The 26,845-nt window shown below is 44.8% G+C and carries 31 protein-coding genes and 1 riboswitch; of the genes, 16 read left to right on the top strand and 15 right to left on the bottom strand.

Annotated elements, in window-relative coordinates:
* From B3182_RS16305 to B3182_RS10600, 3 genes are all read right to left on the bottom strand, one after another.
* A partial coding sequence (locus B3182_RS16305) for an HAD hydrolase-like protein (RefSeq protein WP_349677934.1) occupies window positions 1-143 on the bottom strand: 143 nt, incomplete at its 3' end.
* Window positions 143-844 (bottom strand): bifunctional 2-polyprenyl-6-hydroxyphenol methylase/3-demethylubiquinol 3-O-methyltransferase UbiG, encoded by a 702-nt coding sequence (ubiG, locus tag B3182_RS10605; RefSeq protein ID WP_292357749.1) that lies wholly within the window; start codon window positions 842-844, stop codon window positions 143-145. The genes B3182_RS16305 and ubiG, both read right to left, overlap by 1 nt.
* On the bottom strand, window positions 841-2,160 hold the full coding sequence (locus B3182_RS10600) for a TRZ/ATZ family hydrolase (protein WP_292357750.1): 1,320 nt from the start codon (window positions 2,158-2,160) through the stop codon (window positions 841-843). Before B3182_RS10600 ends, ubiG begins: the two co-directional genes overlap by 4 nt.
* Before the next feature lie 37 nt (window positions 2,161-2,197).
* Here B3182_RS10600 and mtnA point away from each other — a divergent pair, with 37 nt between their 5' ends.
* Genes mtnA through B3182_RS10585 form a run of 3 tightly spaced genes read left to right on the top strand, consistent with a single transcriptional unit; the run spans window position 2,198 to window position 4,804 of the window.
* Window positions 2,198-3,250 (top strand): S-methyl-5-thioribose-1-phosphate isomerase, encoded by a 1,053-nt coding sequence (gene mtnA, locus B3182_RS10595; protein WP_292357752.1) that lies wholly within the window; start codon window positions 2,198-2,200, stop codon window positions 3,248-3,250.
* 10 nt (window positions 3,251-3,260) lie between these two features.
* Window positions 3,261-3,935 (top strand): SDR family oxidoreductase, encoded by a 675-nt coding sequence (locus B3182_RS10590; RefSeq protein ID WP_292357754.1) that lies wholly within the window; start codon window positions 3,261-3,263, stop codon window positions 3,933-3,935.
* Window positions 3,929-4,804, top strand: coding sequence for a phosphotransferase (locus B3182_RS10585; RefSeq protein ID WP_292357756.1), 876 nt, complete (start codon window positions 3,929-3,931; stop codon window positions 4,802-4,804). Before B3182_RS10590 ends, B3182_RS10585 begins: the two co-directional genes overlap by 7 nt.
* Here B3182_RS10585 and pnuC read toward each other — a convergent pair.
* The 5 genes from pnuC to cysB form a co-directional block, all read right to left on the bottom strand.
* Complete coding sequence (gene pnuC, locus B3182_RS10580; RefSeq protein ID WP_292357758.1) at window positions 4,801-5,424, bottom strand: nicotinamide riboside transporter PnuC; 624 nt, start codon at window positions 5,422-5,424, stop codon at window positions 4,801-4,803. The two genes, B3182_RS10585 and pnuC, sit on opposite strands and share 4 nt — an antisense overlap.
* Complete coding sequence (locus B3182_RS10575) at window positions 5,424-5,681, bottom strand: YkoF family thiamine/hydroxymethylpyrimidine-binding protein (protein ID WP_292357760.1); 258 nt, start codon at window positions 5,679-5,681, stop codon at window positions 5,424-5,426. The genes pnuC and B3182_RS10575 overlap by 1 nt, the downstream gene beginning before the upstream one ends.
* A 46-nt stretch (window positions 5,682-5,727) precedes the next feature.
* Window positions 5,728-7,839: a TonB-dependent receptor gene (locus tag B3182_RS10570; RefSeq protein ID WP_292752700.1), complete on the bottom strand. Its 2,112-nt coding sequence runs from the start codon at window positions 7,837-7,839 to the stop codon at window positions 5,728-5,730.
* A gap of 61 nt (window positions 7,840-7,900) precedes the next feature.
* A riboswitch (TPP riboswitch) is annotated at window positions 7,901-8,006 on the bottom strand.
* 111 nt (window positions 8,007-8,117) lie between these two features.
* On the bottom strand, window positions 8,118-8,690 hold the full coding sequence (locus tag B3182_RS10565) for an SRPBCC family protein (protein WP_292411293.1): 573 nt from the start codon (window positions 8,688-8,690) through the stop codon (window positions 8,118-8,120).
* An 84-nt stretch (window positions 8,691-8,774) separates the two neighbouring features.
* Window positions 8,775-9,695, bottom strand: coding sequence for an HTH-type transcriptional regulator CysB (cysB, locus tag B3182_RS10560; RefSeq protein WP_292357767.1), 921 nt, complete (start codon window positions 9,693-9,695; stop codon window positions 8,775-8,777).
* Window positions 9,696-10,463: 768 nt separating this feature from the next.
* Here cysB and B3182_RS10555 point away from each other — a divergent pair.
* From B3182_RS10555 to B3182_RS10535, 5 genes are all read left to right on the top strand, one after another.
* Entirely contained in the window at window positions 10,464-11,264 is an 801-nt protein-coding gene (locus B3182_RS10555) for a sulfite exporter TauE/SafE family protein (RefSeq protein WP_292357771.1), read from the top strand.
* Window positions 11,265-11,294: 30 nt separating this feature from the next.
* Window positions 11,295-11,993, top strand: a complete 699-nt coding sequence (locus B3182_RS10550; protein ID WP_292357773.1) for a phosphoadenylyl-sulfate reductase — start codon at window positions 11,295-11,297, stop codon at window positions 11,991-11,993.
* Window positions 11,994-12,005: 12 nt separating this feature from the next.
* On the top strand, window positions 12,006-12,908 hold the full coding sequence (gene cysD / locus B3182_RS10545; RefSeq protein ID WP_292357774.1) for a sulfate adenylyltransferase subunit CysD: 903 nt from the start codon (window positions 12,006-12,008) through the stop codon (window positions 12,906-12,908).
* A gap of 114 nt (window positions 12,909-13,022) precedes the next feature.
* On the top strand, window positions 13,023-14,453 hold the full coding sequence (cysN, locus tag B3182_RS10540) for a sulfate adenylyltransferase subunit CysN (protein WP_292752697.1): 1,431 nt from the start codon (window positions 13,023-13,025) through the stop codon (window positions 14,451-14,453).
* Between the two features lie 276 nt (window positions 14,454-14,729).
* Window positions 14,730-15,497, top strand: coding sequence for an EAL domain-containing protein (locus B3182_RS10535; RefSeq protein ID WP_292357778.1), 768 nt, complete (start codon window positions 14,730-14,732; stop codon window positions 15,495-15,497).
* A gap of 36 nt (window positions 15,498-15,533) precedes the next feature.
* On the opposite strand, the gene B3182_RS10530 is transcribed toward B3182_RS10535, so the two are convergent.
* Both B3182_RS10530 and B3182_RS10525 read right to left on the bottom strand, forming a co-directional pair.
* The gene (locus B3182_RS10530; RefSeq protein ID WP_292357779.1) at window positions 15,534-16,073 is read right to left on the bottom strand and encodes a DNA-deoxyinosine glycosylase; all 540 of its coding nucleotides are present in this window, start codon (window positions 16,071-16,073) and stop codon (window positions 15,534-15,536) included.
* Between the two features lie 4 nt (window positions 16,074-16,077).
* Entirely contained in the window at window positions 16,078-16,521 is a 444-nt protein-coding gene (locus B3182_RS10525) for a DUF3465 domain-containing protein (RefSeq protein WP_292357780.1), read from the bottom strand.
* Window positions 16,522-16,926: 405 nt separating this feature from the next.
* On the opposite strand from B3182_RS10525, the gene B3182_RS10520 reads away from it, so the two are divergent.
* The 7 genes from B3182_RS10520 to B3182_RS10490 all read left to right on the top strand — a co-directional run bounded on the left by B3182_RS10520 (window position 16,927) and on the right by B3182_RS10490 (window position 22,447).
* Window positions 16,927-18,585: a nitrite/sulfite reductase gene (locus B3182_RS10520; RefSeq protein ID WP_292357781.1), complete on the top strand. Its 1,659-nt coding sequence runs from the start codon at window positions 16,927-16,929 to the stop codon at window positions 18,583-18,585.
* Window positions 18,569-19,051, top strand: coding sequence for a DUF934 domain-containing protein (locus B3182_RS10515; protein WP_292357783.1), 483 nt, complete (start codon window positions 18,569-18,571; stop codon window positions 19,049-19,051). Before B3182_RS10520 ends, B3182_RS10515 begins: the two co-directional genes overlap by 17 nt.
* 12 nt (window positions 19,052-19,063) lie before the next feature.
* Window positions 19,064-19,939 (top strand): symmetrical bis(5'-nucleosyl)-tetraphosphatase, encoded by an 876-nt coding sequence (locus B3182_RS10510; protein ID WP_292357785.1) that lies wholly within the window; start codon window positions 19,064-19,066, stop codon window positions 19,937-19,939.
* Window positions 19,940-20,008: 69 nt separating this feature from the next.
* A complete protein-coding gene (gene ribE, locus B3182_RS10505; protein WP_292357787.1) occupies window positions 20,009-20,491 on the top strand; it encodes a 6,7-dimethyl-8-ribityllumazine synthase in 483 nt (160 codons plus the stop codon).
* Window positions 20,492-20,953, top strand: coding sequence for a transcription antitermination factor NusB (gene nusB, locus B3182_RS10500; RefSeq protein WP_292357789.1), 462 nt, complete (start codon window positions 20,492-20,494; stop codon window positions 20,951-20,953).
* 47 nt (window positions 20,954-21,000) lie between these two features.
* On the top strand, window positions 21,001-21,975 hold the full coding sequence (gene thiL / locus B3182_RS10495) for a thiamine-phosphate kinase (protein ID WP_292357791.1): 975 nt from the start codon (window positions 21,001-21,003) through the stop codon (window positions 21,973-21,975).
* Complete coding sequence (locus B3182_RS10490; protein WP_292357793.1) at window positions 21,959-22,447, top strand: phosphatidylglycerophosphatase A family protein; 489 nt, start codon at window positions 21,959-21,961, stop codon at window positions 22,445-22,447. The genes thiL and B3182_RS10490 overlap by 17 nt, the downstream gene beginning before the upstream one ends.
* A 35-nt stretch (window positions 22,448-22,482) precedes the next feature.
* Here the strand turns inward: B3182_RS10490 and B3182_RS10485 are convergent, their stop codons facing one another.
* The 5 genes from B3182_RS10485 to moaB are packed head-to-tail and all read right to left on the bottom strand — an operon-like array spanning window position 22,483 to window position 26,316.
* Window positions 22,483-23,418: a carbohydrate kinase family protein gene (locus B3182_RS10485; protein WP_292357795.1), complete on the bottom strand. Its 936-nt coding sequence runs from the start codon at window positions 23,416-23,418 to the stop codon at window positions 22,483-22,485.
* Between the two features lie 4 nt (window positions 23,419-23,422).
* Window positions 23,423-24,571, bottom strand: coding sequence for a ribonuclease D (gene rnd, locus B3182_RS10480; RefSeq protein WP_292357797.1), 1,149 nt, complete (start codon window positions 24,569-24,571; stop codon window positions 23,423-23,425).
* A gap of 37 nt (window positions 24,572-24,608) precedes the next feature.
* Window positions 24,609-25,499 carry an alpha/beta fold hydrolase gene (locus B3182_RS10475; RefSeq protein WP_292357799.1) on the bottom strand — a complete coding sequence of 297 codons (891 nt, stop codon included), beginning with the start codon at window positions 25,497-25,499 and terminating at the stop codon, window positions 24,609-24,611.
* Between the two features lie 53 nt (window positions 25,500-25,552).
* Window positions 25,553-25,804, bottom strand: a complete 252-nt coding sequence (locus B3182_RS10470) for a glutaredoxin family protein (RefSeq protein WP_292357801.1) — start codon at window positions 25,802-25,804, stop codon at window positions 25,553-25,555.
* Entirely contained in the window at window positions 25,801-26,316 is a 516-nt protein-coding gene (gene moaB, locus B3182_RS10465; protein WP_292357802.1) for a molybdenum cofactor biosynthesis protein B, read from the bottom strand. The genes B3182_RS10470 and moaB overlap by 4 nt, the downstream gene beginning before the upstream one ends.
* Window positions 26,317-26,410: 94 nt before the next feature.
* Between moaB and B3182_RS10460 the strand changes: the two genes are divergently transcribed.
* The coding region (locus B3182_RS10460) for a glycine zipper domain-containing protein (RefSeq protein WP_292752694.1) at window positions 26,411-26,845 on the top strand (435 nt) is incomplete at its 3' end.

Raw genomic sequence — 26,845 nt, 5'->3', positions numbered from 1 at the left:
ACAGGACGAATTCGTGCATGATCCAGCGGCTGATGACCTTCTTGTTCTAATAAGGTATTTAATGCATAGCCCAGATCAGGTGCCGTATCGACCAATGTGCCATCCAAATCAAACAGCACGACATTAAAGGGAGAAATAAACATCAGATCCGTCGACAATGTACAAGATAATTAACATCAACATCTCTGCTGAGTTTATAACGACGTGTCAGCGGATTGTAGCTGATACCGGTGATGTCATATACATGCAAACCAGCCTCGCGACAACAACGTGCCAGTTCCGCCGGTCGAATAAAACGTGCGTAATCGTGGGTGCCTTTGGGCAGCATTTTGGCAATATATTCAGCACCGACAATCGCTAATAGATAGGCTTTTGGATTGCGATTCAAGGTGGAGAAAAACACATCACCACCCGGTTTTGCCATTGTCGCACAGGCATTAATAATCGCCTGTGGATCGGGCACATGTTCCAGCATTTCCATACAGGTTACGACATCAAATTCATCCGGATGTTTTTCCGCCATGGCTTCAGCGGTCGTCAGTTCGTATTTGATTTTCAGGCCAGCTTCCAGCGCATGCAGTTTAGCGACATTGAGTGGCATTTCGCCCATATCAATGCCAAAAGTTTCAGCACCGCTTTTGACCAAGGCTTCAGTGAGAATACCACCGCCACAACCTACATCTACTGCCTTGGTATTCTTCAACTGAGCTCTTTCATTAATAAACGCGAGCCGCAGCGGATTAATTTCATGCAGCGGTTTGGATTGTCCTTCCGGATCCCACCAGCTCGATGCCAGTGCATCGAATTTAGCGACTTCTGCTGGATCGACGTTATGTTTTGTCATGAGACAGACCTTATTTTTTTTGCCCATTGTTGGGCCTGGGCAGAGACATGTTGTGCATTTAATGTGGTGAGCTGGCGTTGTTTTAATAATTGTTTTCCAGCTACCCAGACATCAGAAACTTTATCGCGCCCAGTGGCATAAACCAATTGTGACGGTAGATCATAAAAAGGTTGTGTTTCTATGTCGCTGAGATCGATAGCGATAATATCAGCGGCTTTACCTATTTCAAGTGAACCGGTGACGGAATCAATGCCAAGGGATTTAGCAGCATTAATGGTGGCCATCTGTAATGCCTGATATGCAGGCACCACACTGGGATCACCTGCCACACCTTTTGCTAACATCGCGGCCTGACGCATTTCGGCAAACATATCCAGATCGTTATTAGATGCCGCGCCATCAGTACCGATGCTGACATTGACACCACGCTTGATGAGCTCGGCGATTGGAGAAAATCCACTGGCAAGTTTCATATTAGATTCTGGACAATGCACAATGTGAACACCCGCTTCGGCGCACCAGTCCATTTCTTCTTCCGTCAACTGCGTCATATGTACCGCAATCAAACGTGGGGAAAGCAGGCCTAAATCTTTTAACCTTGCCAATGGACGTTTACCATACTGGGCCACACTGTCTGATACCTCAGCAGCGGTCTCATGAATATGCATCTGGATTGGCAAATCCAGTTCTTCGGCATTAATGATAATGGCTTGCAGGGTTTGGTCTGAAACCGTGTAAGGGGCATGTGGTGCATAGTTGGTGGTTATACGCGGATGGTGCCGATACTTATCATGTAGGGCCTGGCCTTTATGTAAGTACTCATTTACATCTTTTGCCCAGTTTGTGGGAAACTCAAGAACAACCATTCCGAGGCTGGCACGGATACCGCTGCTATCAACCACCCGGGCAGTTGCTTCGGGAAAGAAGTACATATCACTGAAACAGGTGGTACCACCACGAATCATTTCGGCGATAGCCAGAGCAGAACCGGATTCTACAAAAGCATCACCAACAAATTGTTGCTCAGCGGGCCAGATATGATTATTTAGCCAGGTCATCAGAGGTAGATCATCAGCTAAACCGCGGAATAATGTCATAGCGGTATGGCCATGATTGTTAATTAATCCCGGCATCACGCAATGTTCAGCCATATCTTGTGTCTGAGTAGCTTGATAAAGCTGTTCCGCCTGATTTTGCGGTAATAGCGCTACAATATTGCCCTCATTGATAACAATAGAATGATTTTCGAGAATGAGTTGTTCTGCCGTCATCGGCAGACACCAGCGGGCATTAATGATCAGATCGACGTTTTTCATAGCGTTCGATTATAACCGCCATCGGCAGGAGAACACAGTGCAAAGCACCAGTGAAATGATTCAACCCATCAAATGGCAAGACCAACAGCTGCATTTGCTGGATCAGCGTTTACTTCCAACACAGCAACTCTGGCTAAAATACGAACATGCAAGTGAGGTGAGTGATGCTATACGTGAAATGGTGGTGAGAGGCGCACCGGCAATTGGCATAACAGCAGCTTATGCCGTGGTTTTAGCTGCCCGGGATGCTTGGAATAAGGGGGGTGTATACTGGAAGCAGGCAATGTATGAGCCTCTGGCCAAACTCGCAGCATCGCGTCCTACAGCGGTAAATCTGTCATGGGCAATCGAACAAATGACAGCGATTTATCTCAACTTGCCCGAAACCTATTCTCCAGAAACTGCCTTATTGGAAGCCGCTCTCCGCATTCATCAGCAGGATATTGCGGCCAACCAAACCATGGGGAAACTGGGAGCGGATTTGATTGCTCCCGACAGTATGGTATTAACCCATTGTAATGCTGGTGCATTGGCGACTGGCGGAGTGGGGACTGCATTAGGTGTAATAAGTCAGGGGTATTCAGATGGCAAAATAAAACACGTCTATGTGGATGAAACTCGTCCTTGGTTGCAAGGTGCGCGCTTAACTGCCTGGGAATTAATGCAGGGCAAAATTCCCGCGACTTTGCAGGCAGATGACACTGCGGCTTCATTAATGGCTTCTGGTAATATCCATTGGGTTATTGTTGGTGCAGATCGAATTGCTGCCAATGGGGATGTGGCGAATAAAATCGGTACATACTCATTAGCCGTATTAGCAAAATACCACCAGGTAAAATTTATGGTAGTCGCACCGTTATCAACTATTGATTGGCAAATTGAAACCGGAAAACAAATCGAAATCGAGCAACGCCCATCAAGGGAAGTGACTCATATTGCCAACCAGCAAATTGCGCCGGATGGGGTGAAGGTGTCGAATCCGGCCTTTGATGTCACACCGGCAGAGCTGATAAACGCTATTGTCACCGAAGCAGGCGTTGTGTTGTCACCCTCAACGACTACAATGAAAAACCTTCATAAGCATAATTAAGGAGCAGGATATGTCACAAACCGCACTTGTCACCGGTAGCAACCGAGGTATCGGGTTTGAGTTATGCCGGCAATTAAAAGAACGTGGCTTTGATGTGATTGCGACCTGTCGCCATCGCTCTCCAGCTTTAGCTGAACTGGATGTAGAGATTATTGAAGATGTAGAAGTCAGCGACCCTATAAGTCTTAAAGCGCTTTCCGAAAAACTTGGCGATCGTAAGATCGACTGGTTGATTAACAATGCCGGTATCGCGGCAGGTCTCGGGCTTAATGATATCGACTCCAATGCCATTGATAGTTTTAAAAGCATGTTTGAAGTCAACAGTCTTGGTCCTTTGTTAACCACTCAGGCGTTAGTTGAGCATATGTCCCAGGGTAGCAAGGTAGGCATAATTACCAGCCGTATGGGATCTATCGCCGATAATGACTCCGGTGGTAGTTATGCGTATCGCATGTCCAAAGCTGCTGTTAATGCTGCAGGCAAATCGTTATCTATTGATTTGAAACCCAAAGGTATTGCGGTGGCTATATTGCATCCGGGCTGGGTCAGAACTGATATGACCGGACATGGTGGTCTGATTGATGCGGATGAATCAGCAAAAGGCTTGCTGGATCGGATGGCAGAGTTGAATATTGATAATAGCGGTACTTTCTGGCATATGAATGGTGAAGTGTTGCCTTGGTAAACTACCCATCGCTTTCACAACAGCAGCAAAAAGCCTTGCCGGACCTGCAAAAGCCGCCAAGTAGAATACCTGCCCAGTTTAGCGATAGTAGTCATCAACTCTGGTTTTGTGAAACCGTCGATGGACCGATGGTTTTGAAGCTGTGTGATCATGCCAATATCGAGCAGTCGGCTTTCTGGCAAAAAATGAATAGCCTGTTTGCCATCAATTTTCCGACATCATTGGGGAATATTGCAGAAGTTTATCAACGTATTTCCACTATTAGTCCTTTGGTCATCCCGTCACTGATTAATTCGATGGCAGCGGAATTCGTGCTGGCTCGTTGGTTACCTGGTGAAGATGTGGATCCATCTTCCGTAACAGCGTTGACGATTAAATCATTGGCTAACCATATCGGTTTGATGCATCAGCAGCAGCATCCACGATGGGGGAGTCTGCAACAGCCAGAATATACAGCAGAAGATTGGCCGCGGCGTCTGAAAATAACCTTGCAGCAACAATCTGATTCAATTGAACAAACTGTTTTACAACAGGCCTTGAAGCAGGCCGAACTACTATGTGAAAACACATTTGTGCCCATCATGCCCGATTTACGGTGGGATCAGTTTTTGATGCAGCAAGATAAGCTTTCTGCACTGGTTGATCTGGATGCGATTGTCTATGGTCCAAGAACGTTAGAATTTGTTTTGCTCGAATATTTGCTGGATCAATCACAGGCAGAACAGTTTGCTGCTGAATATCAGAATTATCAGGTCATCCCAGATCTGACGAATGTTCGGTTGCCTTATCGATTATTACTATTTTTGATGAATGTTTTAGGTGAGACAGATTTGAATTCCTGGCTCAACCATCCCGAACGGTTTAGTTAAGCCGTTCGAGTCTGGTGTTGGGCTGCTAATAACTTACGCCATTTGAAATACCCCGCCATAGCGAGAAACAGATAAATACTGAACATCACGATAGTGGCGTAAAAGCCGGTTAATGCATAAAGCACAATGGCTGAGCTGTTGATAACTTGCCAATATAACCAGTTTTCCAATACTTTACGTGCCATCAATAACGTATTCATCACCGAAAACACCATCACAAATGCATCCAGATAGGGATATTGAGTAGCATGAGCCGATAGGTAATAGCCAAACACTAAACTGAGAAATCCACCAGTGGCAATAAAGATCAGATGATATTGCCATGGCCAGCTGTGAATATTCAGTTCTGCGGTCTGATTTTCATGACGATGCCAGAGAATAAAGCCATAGATCGCCATACCAATGTAATACAGGTTTAGCAGGGCCTGCATTGGCAACTGGTTTTCCCAAAACAGGATGGTGTAAATAATGGTACTGATAAACGCTAATGGCCAGCACCATTGTGATTCTCGGGCAGCAAACAGGATATAGCCAATTCCCAGCAGAGCGGCAAATACTTCCCAGCCACTCATTGACGCCAGCCCAGCTAGCGTAATATTCCACCAGCCTGATTCAGACATTAGTCTTTGACTTGATGACGATCGTTACCGATCAGTTTTAATACAAAAACGCTATGCGGCATCTGGGCAAACACCGCTTCAATTTCACTGTCCATCGCATCCATCACATCACGATACTCGCCAAAAATCTGCGTGCTCAATGTATTACGGTGCACGATCAATTTTGGATTGTTTTCCAACTTGGCAATAAACGCCAGAATTGGTTTAACAAATTGCTCTGTCAGCGGATAAAGGCTGATATCTACAGAAATTCGCATGATAGTTTCCTTAAGAAAGGAGGGGCACTAAAGCACCTCAGTTAAATTAGTAGTCGTAAGATACAGTCATACCGAAAGTACGGGGATCAGCATATTGGGTATAAACTCGATCTTCATAGCCAGCTGATGGATCGATACCAAAGAAAAAGCCGCGAGTGTAATAGTCTTTATCAAACAGATTGCGACCCCACAGGGTAAATGTCCAGTTTTGCTGCTGGTACTGCAAACTTGCATTGGTAATGGCGTAAGAACTGGATTTCGCATTATGGCTGTTGGAGTAATAGAACTCATCCTTGCCCTCAACATTGGCGCGAAGATTCCATTGTGGGGTCAGATAGACTTCACTGCCAATACTAAATGTGTAGGCAGGAGCATGAGCTTGCCTCCTGCCCTGAATATTTAATCCAGACTCATCCAGTTCAGGGTTGTCATATTCGTCAAATGTCGCATGCAACAGACCTACTGCCGCAAAGGTTCTTAAGCGTTCATTGATCAACCAATCAACACTTGCTTCAATCCCCATATTGCGGCCTTTCTCTGCATTATCCTGATAATCAATAAAACGGGTACCACCACTGTCGCGTGGCACACCTACAGAGGTTTTTACCTGGGCATCTTTTCGCAAACCATAAAATGCCGTGATATCGGTCACCAAGCTTCCATTCAGCCATAGTGATTTCATACCGGCTTCAAGGTTCCATAAATATTCATTATTGAATTTGCGTAAGCCTGGCGCCAGATCTGCTTCCGTGTTAACCCCCCCAGCTTTGTAGCCACGGGATAATGATGTGTATAAAAGGTGTTGTGGACGGAACTGATAATTCAAACCGACTTTCCCCCCGAATAACACATCGCTGTCATCCAGATCCAATCCTTGCGAATCGTCATAATCAGCGTCCCAATGTTCAGCACGTAAGCCAGTTATCAGGGTCAGTTTTTCCGTTAAAGCGGTATCTAATTGCCCAAAAATGGCACTGTTAGATGTTTCATAAGTGTTATTTAGAGGGTAGACATCAGGTGTATCGTTATCGAAGTATTTGCGCTTGAGATCTTGGCGTTGATCGGCCAGATAAATACCTACTGACCAATCAGTTGTATCAGCAAAAATACGACCCTCTTCATTGGAAAGGGCTCTGAATTCTATAGAGTAGTTTTCCCGTTCGCGTTTGTACTGATCAAAACCACTGTAAGGAAATAAACTGGGATCAAACTGACCTTTATACGACCAGTCATCATCATAGCTATATTCCAAATCAGATTTGGAATAGGTCAAAGTAGATTGTAATTGCACTTTACTGCTTGCTCGCCAGTCGGATTTGAGTGCAAATGCATTGGTATGCTGTTTGTCATTGCCAGGCTCATCTGAAAGACTGTTACGGCTGTTATCAAGCGTGAATGCGTCGTAACCATTGTCGATATTTAAATGCAGCAAATTCAGATCAATGGTCAGGTCATTATTGACCAGCCATTTCAAATGTCCGCGGGCAGTCATTTCATCCTGATTTTGCGTATTGTCACGACCTAGAAAATCATTATCCATGTAGCCATCTGAACGATGGGTATGCACAGCTATTCGCCCCAGTAAAGTGTCTTTAATTAATGGACCGCCTACTGCTACACCGACACTTCGGGTATCGTAATTGCCTACGGTTGACTGAAAATTCATATCCAGATCATTGGTGGCCTGTTTGCTTTGCATATTGATAACACCGGCTAATGCATTGGCTCCATACAACGTACCCTGAGGTCCACGTAATACTTCTACTTTCTCAATATCAAATAGTGTGGCTGCGCCGCCACTGCGACTAAAATCGATACCATCAATATAAAGTCCTACCGATGGGTTTAGGGGAGCAAGAAACTCACTGCGTTCACCAATACCACGGATCTGAAAAAACTGACCACGGGAAGCGCCGCTGGAAAGATTTACATTGGGTGCAAGATTGAGAACATCTTCAATGTGCTGGGCACCACGTGATTCAATGATTTCCTCATCGAATGTTGTCAGACTGACGGGAATATCCTGGGCTTCTGCAGGACGAAAATCTGCACTGACCAGCATGGACGGTAAATCAGTGCTATCGGTCTCGGTTTGTGCAACTGCGCCGGGAGAAAATAATGCGCTGGTGACTGCGATGGAAAGCAGGGTGAGTTTCATGACTATCCTTTTTAAATTCTTAAAAAGAACAGGGGATCACGCCATTTGCATTGATCTAGCAAGAAGGGTTTGCCGCCTGTCCCTACGCCAGTATTATCTGGATCAGGTTCATCGGGTCTTCACCAACTGGTGAATCTCAGGCCTTTCGACCACCCCGAGGCTTGTATTAGCAAGTAGGTGAAATATACAGAAAAAAGTGATGTTTTCCCATCTTTGATTGTTCAGATGATACAAAAAAAGGCGTCCGAAGACGCCTTAAAGTTCAAGTTACTACTGACTTAATTTTCAATTTTGGCTTTTAAAGTGTCTAGGCCTGAACGGAAAATACCTTCAATAGCATTGGTAGCCGTTTCGTCATTTAATTCTTTAGGCTCATGATGTTTGCCGGTATAGCCACGGAAAAATTTGGCCAACCAGGTGACCTTGGTTTGGTCGCCTTCAGCTTCTACAGTTAACCAGGCTTTATACTTACTGACAGGCACTGCAGGGATATCATGCATTTCGCCTTCAATATCAACCTGTCCAACCGAACTCATTTCATCAATCTGATACATAAAGCTCATGGATTCTTCGTCAAACTTTTTCAACGTTTCAGTGATGGTTGAATCATTTTTAAGGGTTAAAACGCGTGTCGCGCCAGGTTCATTCCCACCTTCTGCTTTAGTAGAAATAATGGCTGGGTGCCATTTATGCAGGCTGTCGAAATCTTTAACCATGTTCCACACCGTTTCAGCATCAGCATTAATCAACACCGTTTCTTCAACTTGCAGACGTGAAGCGCCATGAGCAAATACCAGCGCAGGTAACAGGAATAAGCCTGTTACCAGAACTTTCAATACAGCTTTCATCATATTTCCTTCTTATATTTCATTTGTAATGCCAACATTTAGCCCAATTAAACTACCATCACCTTCCGAAATGCTAAAGGGAAAAATTCACAAAGCGATCGCGTTCTGAATAGTTGAGCGTTGCAGATGGGGAGCAAAAAACTCAATAAAAGCATAACTGTAACCGCGAAGATAACTGCCTTTACGAATTCCCATGTGGGTCGTACTTGGTTTAAATAAACCACTGGCATCCAATGCCTGTAAAGGAGCATCTTTTACTGGATCAAATGCCATGCTGGCTATAATGCCAATACCAAGGCCCAATTCAACATAGGTTTTAATTACATCAGCATCAGTGGCGGTAAAAATAACGTTAGGTTTAAGACCACGTTCAATAAAAGACTGATCCTGTTGCGCGCGACCGGTAAAGCCCATTACGTAGGTCAGTATTGGATATTGTGAAATAGCCTCAAGAGTGAGTTTTTTTTCATTCAAAAGCGGATGCCCCGGTGGCGTAATCACGGTACGATTCCATTCGTAGCAGGGCAAAATCGCCAGATTATCAAATTTTGATAATCCCTCGGTTGCTATCGCCAGGTCCACTTTACCGGTGGCCGCCATTTCAGCAACTTCAGGTGGAGTACCTTGCACCATATTTAAGTGCACGTCGGGATATTGTTCTGAAAAGGCCTTGATAGCTTTTGGCAGAGCATAACGTGCCTGAGTGTGTGTGGTGCCGATTGAAAGTGTGCCTTTTTTCTCATGACGACTGTCAGCCGCCTGTTCACGTAAATTGTCTACTTCCTGTAACACCCGCTCAGCCATGGCAATAACGGATTCTCCCAGCGGTGTGATAGCCGATAAACGTTTCCCATGTCGTTCGAAGATTAGCAGCCCCAGCTCATCTTCCAGTAACTGAATCTGGTTACTTACACCTGGCTGAGAAGCATGCAGTGCCTGAGCCGCTGCAGAGATACTGAGGCCACGACGAGCCACTTCGCGAACATATTTCAATTGTTGCAACTTCATCCGCTATATCCGTAATTATTATTAGTAAGAGTAAATATATAAGTTTTTAGTGATAAAAGACCAGTTATGGTGCGTTACGTTTTACATTTCAATGATTGGAACACCTTGCTGAGGAAGCTGGAAAGGCACAGTTGTTTGATACTGTTCGCTTTCAGCCATAGATTCACCTTCCCGGGTTAAAATATTTTGCATCTCAGACTGTGCCAGGTATTCACATTTATCTTGAAAACACACTTTTATGGCCAAAGTGAGTGGATCTGCATTTTCTATAACCTCATTATCAGAGGTTTCCGGCGCTTGAATCGAAGCCGGTGGAAAAANNGTTTATAGCCAAAGTGAGTGGCTCAGCGTTTTCAATAATGTCATTATCAGAGGTTTCCGGAGCTTGAATTAAAGCAGGTGGAAAAATAATCTGTGCAGGCTCAAACACCCGGTTTGAATCGGCAGGATTAATAAAAAAAGATGTTATCAATGCAGAACATGCTGCTGTCATAACTAACAAGATTCTATAAGTTGTCATCTTCAGCCTCTCATCCCAGAGTGGAGTTGGAGTTAGAGCTTCGTCTATACACCGTGAAAGAAATGTGAACAATTAGCAGTGTCAGTCAATTTAGGTTAAGGCTATGTTAAAGATTGGCTCTCAGTTCAAATGGCAAGGATTTCTTTATATTCTCATAAGTTATATAGATAGAAAATAATATTCATTGATTGAATATTGCCAACTGGTAAACTTGCTGCAAACTAAGCAGGGTAAAGGTCAATTTATTAATGGAATGGGGTTATTTGCTGGCAGGCCTGGGCGTAGGCATTATGGTCGGGATGACAGGCGTTGGTGGCGGATCGTTGATGACCCCAATTCTGATTTTTGGGTATGGTATCCAACCTGCAATCGCTGTAGGGACAGATTTATTGTTTGCGGCAGTAACTAAAGCAGGTGGTATCTGGGCTTATTGGCGTCATGGCGTGGTGCATTGGCGTGTGGTCTGGCGGCTTGCTGCAGGGAGTCTACCAGCTACCTTGCTGACTTTATGGTTTCTCAGTGCAACCGGTGTTCATGAAGGTAAGCACAATGATCTGATAACGGTTGCTCTGGGCATCGCTTTGATTTTAACGTCTAGTGCATTACTGCTGAAAAACTGGCTGGCCGGGATAATGAAAGCACGTCAGGGGCATCCTTTAGTGAATTATCTATATCGTTTACGACAGGATGAAGCCTTGAAGGCGCCGGCAACCGTCATTATCGGTGCTTTGTTAGGGGTGATGGTGACATTATCTTCGGTAGGGGCCGGCGCATTGGGAGCGGTTGTTTTATTATTTCTTTATCCGAAGATGCGTGGTGTCGAAATTGTGGCAACCGATATCGCACATGCTGTTCCTTTAACGGCAGTGGCCGGATTAGGCCATTCTGCAGTGGGCACGGTAGATTGGTCATTATTATCTTATTTGCTGATGGGATCGTTACCAGGCATTTATATTGGCTCACATCTGGGGGTGAGAATCTCAGATAAGATTTTACGGCCGTTGCTGGCAATCATTTTATTAATGGTTGGGATCAAATGTTTGCTTTAACAAACTAAACGAATGAAAAAGTAATTCAAAATGACAGAAATTAATGAAAAGCTTCAACTGAAAATTGATGCTGTAAAACAGTTGCTGGAGCAGATTGAGGCTGATTATAGCCCTGCAGTCTTGGCGACCAGTTATGGCGCTGAAGATATGGTGTTAATGGATTTGATTGCCAAATTTGCACCGCAAATCGGCATCTTCACTTTGGATACAGGTCGACTGCCCAAAGAAACCTATGATTTAATGCAGCAGGCTAAAAAGCACTATCAGCTTGAGGTTGAGGTTTATTATCCCGATACCCTGAGTATTGAACAGTTTGTGACACATAATGGACCAAACGCATTTTATGACAGTGTCGACCTGCGAAAACAATGCTGTGGAATACGCAAAGTTGCACCGTTAAATCGTGCTTTGGCTGGTAAAAAGGCCTGGCTGACGGGAATGCGTCGCTCACAGTCGGTTACTCGAAATGAGTTACCGGTATCTGAATGGGATGCAGACCATGAGTTACAGAAATTCAGTCCACTGACGGACTGGTCAAATGGCGAAGTATGGAAATATATCCGCGCTTTTGATGTTCCATTTAATGAATTACATAATCAGGGATATGCCAGTATTGGCTGTGCGCCATGTACCAGAGCGATTACCCCAGGCGAAGATATCCGGGCTGGTCGCTGGTGGTGGGAAAATCCTGAAACCAAAGAATGTGGCTTACACGTAAAGGCTAAGTAACAGAGAAAAATTATGACTGAAAAACAACTGACACACTTAAAACAGCTCGAAGCCGAAAGTATTCATATTATGCGTGAAGTGGCCGCTGAGTTTGAAAATCCGGTCATGCTATATTCAATTGGTAAGGATTCTGCTGTCATGCTGCATCTGGCCATGAAAGCATTTTATCCAGGCAAGCCGCCATTTCCGTTGATGCATATTGATACCACCTGGAAGTTTCAGGAAATGGTCAGGTTCCGTGATCAGCGCGCAAAAGAGCTGGGATTGGACCTTATCGTACATACCAATCAGGAAGGTGTTGAAGCGGGTATCAACCCATTCGACCATCCTCGCTATACAGACATCATGAAAACGGATGCTTTGAAACAGGCGCTGAGTAAACATGGCTTTGATGCGGCTTTTGGTGGTGCTCGACGAGATGAAGAAAAGTCTCGTGCCAAAGAGCGTGTATATTCATTTCGCGATAAAAACCATCGCTGGGATCCTAAAGCACAACGCCCTGAGCTATGGAACATTTACAACAGCAGAGTTAATAAAGGTGAAAGCATTCGTGTTTTCCCGCTGTCGAACTGGACAGAGCTGGATATCTGGCAATACATCTATCTGGAACAGATACCGATTGTACCGCTGTATTACGCCGCCGAGCGTCCAGTGGTCAATTACAATGGCCTGACCATCATGGTCGATGATGACCGTATGCGTATCCCGGAAGGTGAAAAAATCCGGATGGAAAAAGTCCGTTTCCGCACACTGGGCTGTTATCCACTGACCGGTGCGGTGAAATCCGATGCCGATACCTTGCCAGAAATCATTCAGGAAATGCTACTGACAACAACTTCTGAACGTCAAGGACGGGCCATCGATCATGATGAAGCCGGCTCGATGGAGAAAAAGAAACAGGAAGGTTATTTCTGATTTTGTTGGTGAAAGGATTATTAAGTTCCTTTCTAACCAATAAATAGAATTGAATACGATGCTCAAATTGATTGGCATCTTGACCCGTAAAGATAATTAAACCAGGCACTCAACATGACATATGAAACTGATGCGCTGATTGCGACCGATATCGAAGCCTATCTCAAACAACACGAAAACAAGGAACTGCTGCGTTTTTTGACCTGCGGTAATGTGGATGACGGTAAAAGCACGCTGATTGGGCGATTGTTGCACGATTCCAAAATGATTTATGAAGATCAGCTGGAAGCAGTGACACGTGACAGTGTCAAATCCGGAACCACAGGAAATCAGGTTGATCTGGCTTTATTGGTAGATGGTTTACAGGCCGAACGTGAGCAGGGTATTACCATTGACGTAGCGTATCGTTATTTCTCTACGACCAAACGTAAATTTATCATTGCCGATACACCAGGGCATGAACAATATACCCGTAATATGGCCACCGGTGCGTCAACCTGTCAGTTGGCGGTTATTCTGATTGATGCCCGTTATGGTATGCAGACGCAGCCCCGCCGCCACAGTTTTATTGCTTCATTGTTGGGTATTAAACATATCATCGTGGCCATTAATAAAATGGATTTGATGGATTTCAGCGAACAGGTGTTTAACGATATTCGCAAAGCGTATAGCGAATTTGCCCGTGAACTGGAAATTGAAGATATTCACTTTGTACCGATGTCTGCCTTGAACGGTGATAATGTAGTAAACAGAAGTGAAAACATGTCTTGGTATCAGGGCAGCACCATGATGGAGCTGCTGGAAAATATCGAGATTGGGAAAGATGCCAATACCGAAGACGCGCGTTTCCCGGTGCAATATGTCAACCGACCGAATCTGAATTTCCGTGGCTACTGTGGCACTTTATCAGCCGGTATCCTTAAGCCGGGAGATGAAATCACAGTATTGCCTTCGGGTAGAGAAAGCAAAGTAAAAGCATTGGTCACTTACGACGGTGAACTGGATCATGCCGTACCGGGTGAATCAATTACCGTTACCCTGCAGGATGAAGTGGATGTCAGTCGTGGCGATATGATTGTGCATCGTGATCATCAGCCACATGTATCCAGTCGTTTTAAAGCCATGGTTGTATGGATGACAGAGCAACCACTGGTGGCTAATAAACAATTTAACATCAAGGTCGGCGTTTCTGACAGTACAGGTGTCATGACACAAATTGATCATCAGATTGATGTAAATACGCTGGCGCATAATGTTGTGACTGAGCTGAAACTCAATGAAATCGGTTTATGTGAATTTTCATTAAATAAACCTGTTGTGTTTGATGCATATAAACGTAATCGTACCACCGGTGCATTTATTATTATTGATCGTCTGACTAATGTTACGATTGGCGCTGGCATGATTACTGAAGCCATTAGCGGCATCACCAATGATACTGCAACTTCAACTGATATCACTGCATTCGAGGTTGAATTGAACGCCTTAATCCGTAAGCACTTCCCGCATTGGGATGCCAAAGATATCAGTGATCTGCTGAAGTAAAATCCAAATAAATCAGGCCGTGCTTGCGGCCTGATTTTATGATCAATTGTTCTGCAACAATTACTAAAACTCCCGCTTTTGAATCATTCAAATCCCGTTAAATTTTTCCGTTACATGGATGCGGTTTGCTTTATGTTATTGAAGCCTTCCTTCATTTTTGCAATCTTGTACAGGATTGTTAAAGTTACTTTGTAAATTTTTTGCGAATAATGTGAACCGGTTTGAGTAGCAGTCAGTGATTTAGGTTACATTCTGCGGAACCGGGATTGGTGAATAATGAAAGAACAAGCAGATTTTCGAAAGATAGGTTGTGGTGAGTGTTTAAACAGTGGTTTATTGGGCTTCGATTTTTCGATGGCATTCCAGCCGATAGTCAATACAACCAGCCAAACGGTTTATGCACAGGAGGCTCTTGTTCGAGGCTTGGAAGGACAGGGGGCCGGTCAGGTTTTTGAGAACGTTAATCAAGATAATCGCTATCGTTTTGACCAGGCCTGTCGGGTCAAAGCCATCAAACTTGCAGCAGAGCTCAATATTCAGAGCAAACTCAGCATCAACTTTATGCCCAATGCGGTTTATAAACCCGAACTGTGTATAAGGACAACGCTGGAAGCAGCTGAAATTTACAATTTTCCCATCGAACAGATTATTTTTGAAGTAACTGAAGGTGAGCAGATAAATGATCACGCTCATCTGCAGGATATTATCCAGTCTTATCAGCAACAGGGCTTTATCACGGCGATAGATGATTTTGGCGCCGGTTATGCAGGTTTGAACCTGCTGGCAGATATGCAGACCGATCTGGTGAAGCTGGATATGGCCCTGGTGCGCAATATTCATAACGATAAAGTCCGGCAGACCATTACTCGCGGTATTATTGCGGTTTGCGATGATTTAGATATTACCGTGATTGCGGAAGGTATCGAATCTGCAGATGAACTGCACGTTTTGCAAGAGATGGGAATTGAACTATTCCAGGGATTTTATTTTGCCAGGCCAAGTTTTGAATCTTTAGCAACAGTATCATCCGATTGGTGGCGCTAGGGCTTGCTGATCTTTCATATCCACCACTGTTGGCGGCTATGAAGGGGTAATAGCCCCTGATAAGGCCTGATGCCAAATCCGTTGTTTTGTTTCATAGTTCATAGCGGCATGGGCAGGACTGGTGGAGGGTAGCCTGTGGAATAACGGTGAAATTCTCGCAGCTTCCAGTTGTTTTGCCACATAGCGTTTGAAGACCTGTTCTGCTTTACCACCATTAAAAAAGATTTGTGTTACTGATGGATGAAGCTGCAGAAAAGCCACAAAATCATTAGCAATCATTGACTGCGTTTCAATATTTTGATCCAGGCTCCCCGGTCGATAACAACTTTTCAACACATCCCACACAGCAATCTGCTGCTGTTTTAATAACTCACAGCGTTGTGAATAGTCTAACTTCTCCGAGTGACCATAAAGCGACGTAATGATTGGCCAGAACGCATTGCGTGGATGGGCGTAATAACGCTGCTGTTTTAATGATTCCAGCCCTGGCATGGAACCGAGAATAAGGATTTTCGGTGTTGTGCCAATAATTGGTGGAAAGCTGGTGGCTAGTTCCAGAATTTGATTGTTTTCCATAGCCTTACTGATAGAGCCTGTCCTGATGTCTTATCCAGCCATGCGGATGACGGTTGGCCGGATCATGATGGGTCCAGTGAATTAAGCCGCCCTTATCATTCCAGATATATTCACCGTAAACACGGACTTCATCACCTTCTCTGATATCGTCAATTCTGGGTGCCAAATCGATATTGTGAACAATTAACAGGGTTTGTCCGCTGGCTAATTCAATAATAAAACGTTGATGTCGACTACCGTCGTTGTCGTCGGAAAGTAGCCGGGTGACTGTACCCGACACCTCAATTTGAACATCACTTTGCCGTTGTTCAATGAGCTGTTCAATATTACTGGCCGTTGCGGGGGGATTATTCTGCGGTGCGGGCTCATAAAAACTGCCCATAAAGATCAGAATGGCAAAGCCAAATATGATCCACACTCGTTGTTGCATACGCTTTGGTTTAGACATTATCGATTTGCTCCGCCAATAGCTCAATCCAATAGTTTACTGGCTGTTGTTTAGCAGAAAGGTGCAATTGACACCCAATATTCGCCGTAACCATTTTATCTGGTTGCGTTGCTTACAGTGCAGTAAGTTTTTTTGCGTAATATGGCACATCTCAAATCTGTGGTGTCGGCAAATCCCCATCAGTCCGACCGGTCTGGAAGCGAAGCTTTTATCGCAGAAGGTATCGGTTTTCAGATATATTCATCCTCCCAAGCTATTGTTATCGTCGATGAATCATGGACTGACTTGGTTAGCTTTAGTGGCTTTTTGGGCGGCAATTAATAACGATATAGCCATTTATAATTTCCTGTTATATGTCGTCATCGTTATAATGTGCGGTCCATTGAAACCGTTTAGAGACCATAAATGTATCAGTACGATAAGTATGATCAAACGATGATAGATCAGCGGGTAGCTCAATTTCGCGATCAGACCCGTCGTTTTCTTGCCGGTGAATTGACTGAAGAGCAATTCCGTCCGTTACGCCTGATGAATGGTTTGTATATTCAAATCCATGCTCCGATGCTGCGAGTCGCTGTTCCTTACGGCATGATGTCATCCCGTCAGGTTCGTAAAATTGCAGAAGTTGCACGCCGTTATGATAAAGGCTTTGTGCATTTCACTACACGACAGAATTTTCAAATGAACTGGCCCAAACTGGAAGATGTGCCAGATATTCTGGCGGAGCTGGCGACAGTCCAGATGCATGCCATTCAAAGCAGTGGTAATTGTATTCGTAATACCACTTCGGATCAGCTCGCCGGGGTGAATGCCAATGAAATAGAAGATCCACGCCCATGGGCTGAGATGATTCGCCAATGGTCTACCTTCCACCCTGAGTTTGCTTATTTACCGCGCAAATTTAAAATTGCTGTTGTAGGCTCAAAAGAAGATCGTGCAGCAACCAAGTTGCATGATATCGGTTTGCATCTGGTAAAAAATCACGAAGGCGACGTTGGCTTCGAAGTCCTTGTAGGCGGTGGTTTAGGTCGTACACCAATCATTGGTGAACAGATTCGTCCTTTCCTGGAAAAACAGGATCTATTGTCATATCTCGAAGCCATAGTGCGTGTTTATAACCGCCTAGGTCGTCGTGATAATAAATATAAAGCCCGTATCAAGATCACGGTTCGGGAACATGGTATTAACCACATCCGCGAATTGGTCGAGGCTGAGTGGGTACATATTCGCGATCAGTTAAAACTGGATACAAAAGAAATTGAACGGGTAAAACAGTATTTTACTGAGCCGGCTTATGAACGGGATGCGGCTGATTCTGATAGCAGTTTTGCTGATTTAGTCGCGCAAGATAAAGAATTTGCCCTTTGGGTTAAACAAAATACTGCCGACCATAAAGTTCCAGGTTACAGTGCGGTCTATGTTTCATTGAAAAAACCGGGCCAGGCTCCAGGTGATATTACTTCCGAACAACTTGAAGTAGTAGCAGATTTAGCGGATGAATTCAGCTTTAGTGAAGTGCGTTCCACTCACACTCAAAACCTGGTGTTTGCCGATGTGAAACAAGCGGATTTGTATGCCTTATGGCTGCGCCTCAATGCAGAGGATTTGGCTACACCAAATATTAATACTCTGACCGATATTATCTGCTGTCCCGGACTGGATTATTGTGGTCTGGCCAATGCGACTTCAATCCCGTTATCCAAAGGGATTGCTCAACGGTTTGATGATTTGGATTATCTGCATGATCTGGGTGATATCAAAATCAAGTTTTCTGGCTGCATGAATGGCTGTGCCCATCAAAGCGTGGGGCATATAGGTATTCTGGGCGTCGATAAGAAAGGCGAAGAGTGGTATCAGTTTACTCTGGGTGGAAGTTCAGAAGCAGATGCGTCACTTGGTGAGCGTCTGGGCCGGGCGATTCCAAAAGCGGATGTGGTCGATACTGTTGCCCATTTATTGGATGCTTATATCGATCTGCGCCATGAAGATGAGAGCTTCCTCGCGACGGTACGACGTGTTGGCGTAGATCCTTTCAAGGAGCGTGTTTATGCAGAAGATCATTAAAGATCGCGAGATCGTTGACGACAATTGGCAGCATCTTGATGATGAAGCTGCATTGGTTGCTGGCAACATTACGGTTTCAATAACCCGTTGGCAGGAACAGCACGAAACGTTGAGCCAGCATGAAGGTGGTCTGGGCATTCGGCTTTCCGGCGACGACCCACTTGAGGAAATTGTGCCGGATTTGGCTCGTTTTCAACTGATTGTACTGTTATTTCCAGCATTTACTGATGGACGTTGCTATTCCTACGCCCGTCTGTTGCGTGACAGGTACCAGTTTAAAGGTGAAATCCGTGCCCAGGGTGATGTGCTATACGACCAGCTGTTTTATATGTCGCAATGCGGTATCAACAGTTTTGAACTGGCCAACCCTGACCATCTGACGCAAGCCCTGGCGGCATTCGATGATTTCAGTGACAGTTATCAGGCAACAGTGCTCAGACCTGTTCCGTTATACCGTCGCCGTTAATTCGTTAATCCTATGGCTGTCTATGCAATTGGTGATGTTCAGGGATGTTTTGATGAGCTGATCAAATTACTTGAGGTTGTGAGATTTGATCCGCAGCAGGATCAAATCTGGTTAGCTGGTGACCTGGTTAATCGTGGTCCAAAATCGTTAGACACCCTCAGGTTTGTGCGACAGTTAGGTGAGCAGTCAGCAAAAGTCGTATTGGGCAACCATGATTTGCATATGCTGGCCCACGCTGCGGGAAATAATGAATTCACTCATCGGCTGGATACCATTGAACCGGTTTTGACCGCTGAAGACAGTGATGAATTGATTAACTGGTTACGCCAACAACCCTTGTTTTATCATGATAGGGAATTACAGTTTTCAATGGTGCATGCTGGCTTACCTCCTGAGTGGAGCATCGATGAGGCATTGGAAAGAGCCGCTGAAGTCGAATCGGTGCTTCAATCAGACGACTGGCGTGAATTTTTTAAACATATGTATGGCAACAAACCCAAGCGCTGGTCTGCTGAGTTAACCGGCTGGGATAGATTACGCTTCATTACCAATTGTTTTACACGTCTGCGATACTGCAATGAAGACGGCAGCCTGGCGCTGAAATTCAAAGGCGCGCCCAAGGATAAACCAGAGGATCAGAAGCCTTGGTTTATGATGCCCAATCGCGCCAGCGTCAATGACAAAATAGTCTTTGGCCATTGGTCACAACTGGGCACCGGTCAGTATGACAATCTGTTTTCATTGGATAGTGGCGCGGTCTGGGGCGAGCAATTAACGGCTGTGCGAATTGATCAAACGCCTTATCAATGGACGGTTGTTGAAGCTGATGCCGATGGATTACCGCATACTGGCAATAAAACGGCTGCTGAAAAACAGCGCTGGCTGTAACTGACTGTTAGGCATTCATTTTTAAACACAGTACAATATCTTTTTTTTTCTTTTGGACATTTCTGAAATATGAGCAATATCAAAACCTTTTCAGGTGACTTTTCCGCAAAAGGCATACGAGTAGGTATCGTTGCAGGCCGTTTCAATGATTTTATTGTTGATAATCTGATTGCCGGTGCAGTAGATACATTATTACGTCATGGTGCTGCGGAAAAAGATATTGAAATTGCCCGCGTTCCTGGAGCCGTTGAAATCCCGCTGGCTGTGCAACGTATGGGTAAAACAGGCAAGTATGATGCAATCATTGCATTAGGTGCGGTGATTCGTGGTGGTACTCCGCATTTTGAATATGTCGCTGGGGAATGTTCAAAAGGGCTGGGCCAACTGACGTTGCAATTGGATATTCCAATTGCTTTTGGTGTGTTGACTGTTGATACCATCGAACAGGCGATTGAACGTGCTGGCACTAAAGCCGGTAATAAAGGTGCTGAAGCAGCGATGGGCATGATTGAAATGGTTAACGTGTTGCGCCAAATCGGAGCTGCCAAGTAAATGGCTGGTGGACTGCCCCGGACTCAGGCTCGACGTGCTGCCGTGCAAGCGCTTTATCAATCTTTGGTCAATAATCAGGCTCCTGAAAAAGACACGATGGATTTTGTCATGGCGGAATACGCCAATAAAATCGACAAAAACTATTTTCAACTTCTGGTGGAAGGTGTTACTAAAGAAATCGATACCATTGATGCCGAACTGACCCATGCGGTAGACAGAAGTTTAGCCACTGTTGACCCTGTTGAGATTTCAGTATTACGTCTGGCCGTTTTTGAATATATGCACCGTCCGGATATTCCGTATCGCGTGGTCTTGAATGAAGCCGTTGAACTGGCCAAATCATTTGGGGGTGAACAGGGCCATAAATACGTTAACGGGGTTCTCGATAAAATGGGCGCCCGTTTACGCCAGCCAGAATATCAGGCTGCCAAAGCCGCTCGCGCTCAGAAAAAAGCGAATTGATTAACTGCCCCGAAAAGATAAAATCATCCAGACGGGGCTTTTTTTGAATGAAACCTTCTCCCGAATTTTCACTGATTCAGCAGTATTTCCATGCGTTAACGACTCATCGCGAAGATGTGATTGTGGGGATCGGTGATGATTGTGCCGTTTTAAACAATCCTCAGGATACCTATACGGCAGTTTCAATTGATACCTTGGTACAAGGCATACATTTTTTTGCCGATGTTGATCCGTATCGTCTGGGTATCAAAGCTCTGGCTGTCAATCTCAGTGATCTGGCCGCTATGGGTGCTCAACCTGCCTGGTTCACTCTGGCCTTAACCTTGCCTGAAATCAATGATGACTGGTTAAAACAGTTTTCAGCCGGCTTGGCATATATCGCTAAAAAATATCAAATCCAGCTGGTGGGCGGGGATACCACCCGTGGTCCATTAACCATTACCATTCAGGTGCATGGGCATGTAGCCAAGCAAAATATATTGCAGCGTAGTGCTGCTGAATCAACCGATTTGATTTGTGTAACCGGATGTCTGGGGGATGCCGCCGCAGGGCTGCAGTTTAGATTGGGGCAACTAGAAACAGGATTGTTAACTGATACAGATTTTGAATATCTATTACAACGGTTGGAAATGCCGACACCGCGTAATCAAATAGGTCAGCAACTGGTCGGCAAAGCACATGCGGCGATTGATATTTCAGATGGTTTATTGGCTGATTTGAATCATATACTTAATGCGAGTGGAAAAGGGGCAAAGCTGGATATATCTGCTTTACCATTTTCTGATGCCTTAAAAAAATTGCCCACAGAAATGGCAACGCAACTGGCTTTGACGGGTGGTGATGATTACGAATTATGCTTTACCGCGACGGCGGGCAATGTGGCGAAACTTAAACAACAGTTTCCTGAGATGATTCAAGTGATTGGTGAAATCACTGAAGATGTAGGTATGTTTTATCAGAATGCCCAAGGTGAATGGCAGGCATTCTCAGAAATAAAGGCAGGCTATGACCACTTCGCATAATAAGGTCACTTTTTCACAGTTGCTCAAAAGACCAGCCTGTTTGCTGGCCTATGGCTTTGGTTCGGGATTATCCCCCAAAGCACCGGGCACCATGGGTACATTAGTCGCATTACCCATCTACTGGTTGATACAAGATGTCGGGCTGTTAAGTTATTTACTCATTACGGTAGTTGCTTTTATCGCCGGGATCTGGATTTGTCAGCAAGCAGTAAATTGGCTTGAAAAGGACGATCCTTCTGCTGTGGTATGGGATGAAATTGTTGGTTATCTGGTGACGATGATTGCCGCGCCAGCAGGTTGGCAGTGGATGCTTTTGGGCTTTGTATTGTTCAGATTCTTTGATATCTGGAAGCCATGGCCAATATCATGGGCCGACCGTAAATTACATGGTGGTTTTGGCATTATGCTGGATGATGTAATCGCTGGCGTGTTAGCCGCGTTTATATTACAGCTTAGCTATTATTTGCTCTGAAACTGCCAGATTGCAGTCTCAGAGCTACAATGTATTTAACTTAATTGCATACCAAAGTTCTGTTCAAACCGTTCAGCAAAACTCTGACTAGTAAATTGATGATTCTGCGTGCCATGTTGTTCAATTTTAATGGCGCCCAATAACGAGGCGATACGCCCAGTCATTTCCCAATCCTTGCCATGCAAAATACCGTGTAATAATCCTGCACGATAAGCATCCCCACAACCAGTTGGGTCTACAACTTTTTCAGCTTTAGCACATGGGATATCTATACGTTTACCTTCTGTGTAGATGTGTGAGCCCTGAGCGCCACGGGTAATGATTAATGCTTCAACAAGTTTGGCTATTTCTTCGGGTGGCAGACCAGTTCTATCTTCAAATAACTGGGCTTCATAATCATTCAAAGCAATATACGTTGCCTGTCTGGCAAATTGCAGCAGATCTTCACCATCAAACATCGGTAAACCCTGACCCGGATCAAAAATAAATGGAATGCCGGCATCCGCAAATTGCTGGGCATGTTGAATCATGCCATCACGACCATCTGGAGCGATAATGCCCAGCTTGATATTTTGCGCTTCGGTGATTTTGGTTTCATGAGCCAGGTTCATTGCCCCGGGATGAAAAGCAGTGATCTGATTATCATCAATATCGGTAGTGATATAAGCCTGTGCAGTGAAATGATCGTCTTTAACATGCACATGACGACGGATAATCGAAAATTTATCCATCCAGGCCGCATAGGTAGCGAAGTCGCTGCCCACTGTTCCCATCGGTACTGGCTCATCACCCAACAGTTTCATATTGAAAGCAATATTACCGGCACAACCACCAAATTCACGGCGTAATTCAGGTACAAGAAACGCCACATTCAACATATGCACTTTATCAGGCAGAATGTGATTTTTAAATTGGTCTGGAAAAACCATAATATTGTCGTAGGCAAATGAGCCACAGATAAGTACCGACATGTTGCTATACCTCTTTTGTATGAATCTGTTGTGCATCAGCAGTAACTGACAGATGACCACTGATAAAATCAGTCAGGTGATGGCCAACGATTTGATATCGCCAGCCATTTAATAAAGTAAGATCTTTATCCCCACGTACCAGCTTTTCAATGTCTTTACGGCTGGCCACGGCAATTGGAGTGATCGATTGCTCATCACAGAATTTGCGTAATAATGCCATCAATGCATCAATCAGAGCTTCCTGCTGATTGCTCAGTGGTTCAGGTTTAAGCAATATTGGCCATTGTTCGGGCGGAGTTTGTTTGGCTTTGCTGATAACGTCAATAATAGCTCGACCACTGCGTTCAATATCACGCGCTTCAAGCCCACGGATTTGACTGAGTTTTTCCGGTTTTTCAGGGGCAAATCTTGCCAGATCCAGCATCACTTCATCTTTGAGAATCCAACGCCTTGGGCGATCCCGCTCCATTGCGCGCTGTTCACGCCATGCTGCCAGTTGCTGTAATATGGCCAGTTGAACACCTTTTAATTTACCCGCGCCACGAATTTTGCGCCAGATTGTTTCAGGATCAGCAACGTAATTATCTGCATTGGACAGGGCGGCAAAATCTTCTTTAAGCCATTCCGTACGCTGTTGTTTTTCCAGATCGGCAGACATTTGATGATAAAGCTCGCGCAGATAACGTACATCATCTGCTGCATATTCCAATTGTTCAGGACTTAATGGACGCTGTGTCCAGTCGGCTCTGGAATGGGCTTTATCAAGGCTGACGTCAAGACGTTGTTTAACCAGGTTGCCATAACCAATCTGATCGCCATCCCCCAGGATAGTCGCGGCCAGCTGGGTATCAAACAGATTTGGTGGAAGGGAATTTTTTAACAGATACAGCAGTTCCAGATCCTGCCGGGCTGCATGAAAAACCAGTGTTATATCCGGTTGATAAAGTAAATCCAGCAAAGGAGTGAGATCTTTTATAGCGATGGGATCAACACAGGCAATGGTATCGTCATTGGCAATCTGGATCAGGCACAACTGGGGATAATAGGTTTTTTCGCGAAGGAATTCCGTGTCAATGGCCAGCCATTTGCTGTGCTGAATTTCCGAGCAAAATTGTGTTAACGCAGCATCCGAATCAATGTAAAGAACAGTCATGTTATCCAGCTAAAAAAAGCGCTCAGTATAACTGTTTTTAAAGGATATTGCGGGCGTTCGCCTGGGTCAGCACCTTTTCTATGGCTTCAATGATGATTTCGGGTTGTTCATGGGGAATCGCATGACCACTCTGATGGGCAAACATATGTTGGCTGATGGGCGATAAATGCGTGAGATCCTGCTGCAGATTAATCCAGGTTTTTTCGCGTTGCTGCATTACCAGATCCCCATACCATTCAGGTTTACCGCGACTGATGACAATCAGCGGCACGACAGGCATAGCAGAATTCTGTTGAACTTGAACTGCGCTTTGTTCGAGAGCAGAAATTTCTGCTCGGGCAGCATGAAATGCTCGTTCACGTAACATTGGTGGCTTATTGGCATGCGCCATGCTGTCAGTCGATTTGGGCAAAATCATAATCGTACCGCGGCGATTGAAATTATTAGGCAGTTTAATTTTAAACTGGTTGTATTGATCTTCATGCGATGCGTCAACCAATACCATGCCGGCAACCATATCCGGATTGTTAGCGGCAAAGATACGAATATTGTATCCACCAAATGAATGTCCAACCAGAATATATGGAGCAGGTATATCGGCTTCCTCTAATAAGATTTCCAGTTCTTGTGCAATTCTATTGCTGGTTCTGGGCGCAGGACCAAAATCACTCCAGCCATAGCCGGCACGATCAAATATACAAATCCGGGAATTTTGAGAAATTGCCTGCTGAATTGGCAGCCAGTCAGTAGAATCATCGCCAAGCCCTACATCCACCAGAACGGTTGGACTTCCTGAGCCAGTGCAATTGATGTGTAACTGGTAACCTCCCACGTCATAACGTTGGCCCGGGATAGCCGGAAATTCGGCGGCAATTATTGGTGTCGAAACAGACCAGAAAACCAAAAGAGGCCAGACTAACGCTTTCATCAAGTGACTCCGGAGCGATTAACTTACAGTAAAGTTAAGAGCGGTGAGTCGACTTAAAGTTCCAGATCTGCAGCAGCAATTTTCTGCAGAATATCTTGCTGTGTGAAGGGCCAGTTCAATTCACTATCGTCAGAAAATTTAATCACCGGGATGCGGATGCCATATTGCTCTACCAGCTGATCATCATCACCAATTTCGATAATCTGCAATTGAATGTTGTCAGCAGCTGGTAAGTTATGAACTTGCTCCACCGCTAATTCGCATAAATGACAACCAGCGGTAGAAAATAATTGCAGTTGAATCATGTCTCACGCAATCGTGGGATGAGTTCAACAAAATTGCAGGGACGATGCCGAACATCCAGTTGGTATTGTAAAATATCATCCCAAGCGTTTTTACAAGCGCCTGAAGAACCAGGCAGACAAAAAATAAACGTGCCATTTGCCACGCCGGCTATTGCTCTGGATTGCACAGTCGATGTGCGAATAATGTCATAGGAAATCTGCCGGAACAGCTCACCAAAACCGGTGATTTCTTTATCAAATAAAACACTGACAGCTTCCGGTGTGCCATCTCTACCCGTTAGTCCTGTGCCACCAGTGGTGATAATAACGTCCACCTTTTCGTCACATATCCATTGCGAAATAACAGAACGTATCTGATAAATATCATCTGTAACAATCTTTTTGTCAGCCAGCTCATGGCCTGCAGCAAGCAAACGGTCTTTTAAGGTTTTTCCTGATACATCATCGGATTCAGTCCGGGTATCTGAAACCGTTAGGATGGCAATTCTGACAGCAATAAAGTCACGGTCCATGAGCAGTGGTTCTCGTATGTAAAGATTAAAAACAAGTATAGTCACCATATGACGTAGGGTCTAGAATGCAACGCAATAGTGAGGAGTCATAACAATGAAAAAAGTTTTATTAGTCTCAGCAATCTCAACCGCAATCATGATGTCTGGTTGTGCCGCAGATGATCCTAACATGCGAACTAAGCGTGGCGCTGCCATTGGCGCAGCTGCAGGATCAATAATCGGGTACGCGATTGATGATGGAGCTGGTGGTGTTATTGCCGGTGCCGCAGTAGGTACTCTGGCAGGTGCAGGTGTTGGTCGATATATGGATAATCAGCAGCGTGAAATGAATCAGGCGCTGGCCGATGAACAGGCGCGCAATGAATTGCAAATTCAACAATTGCAGGATGAATCCTTAAAAATTGATATTTCTAATGAAGTCTCTTTTGACTTTGACAGCTCAGCCATCAAACCTGCCTTTGAACCGACTCTGAATAAAGTCGCTGATGTGTTGCAGCGTTATCCGAAAACGATAATTCATGTCATTGGA

It is taken from the genome of Methylophaga sp. UBA4204, assembly GCF_002379485.1.
Classification (GTDB): Bacteria; Pseudomonadota; Gammaproteobacteria; order Nitrosococcales; family Methylophagaceae; genus Methylophaga.
The sequence above is the reverse complement of the archived record's forward strand: the minus strand, read 5'-3'. Positions and strand labels throughout refer to the sequence as shown.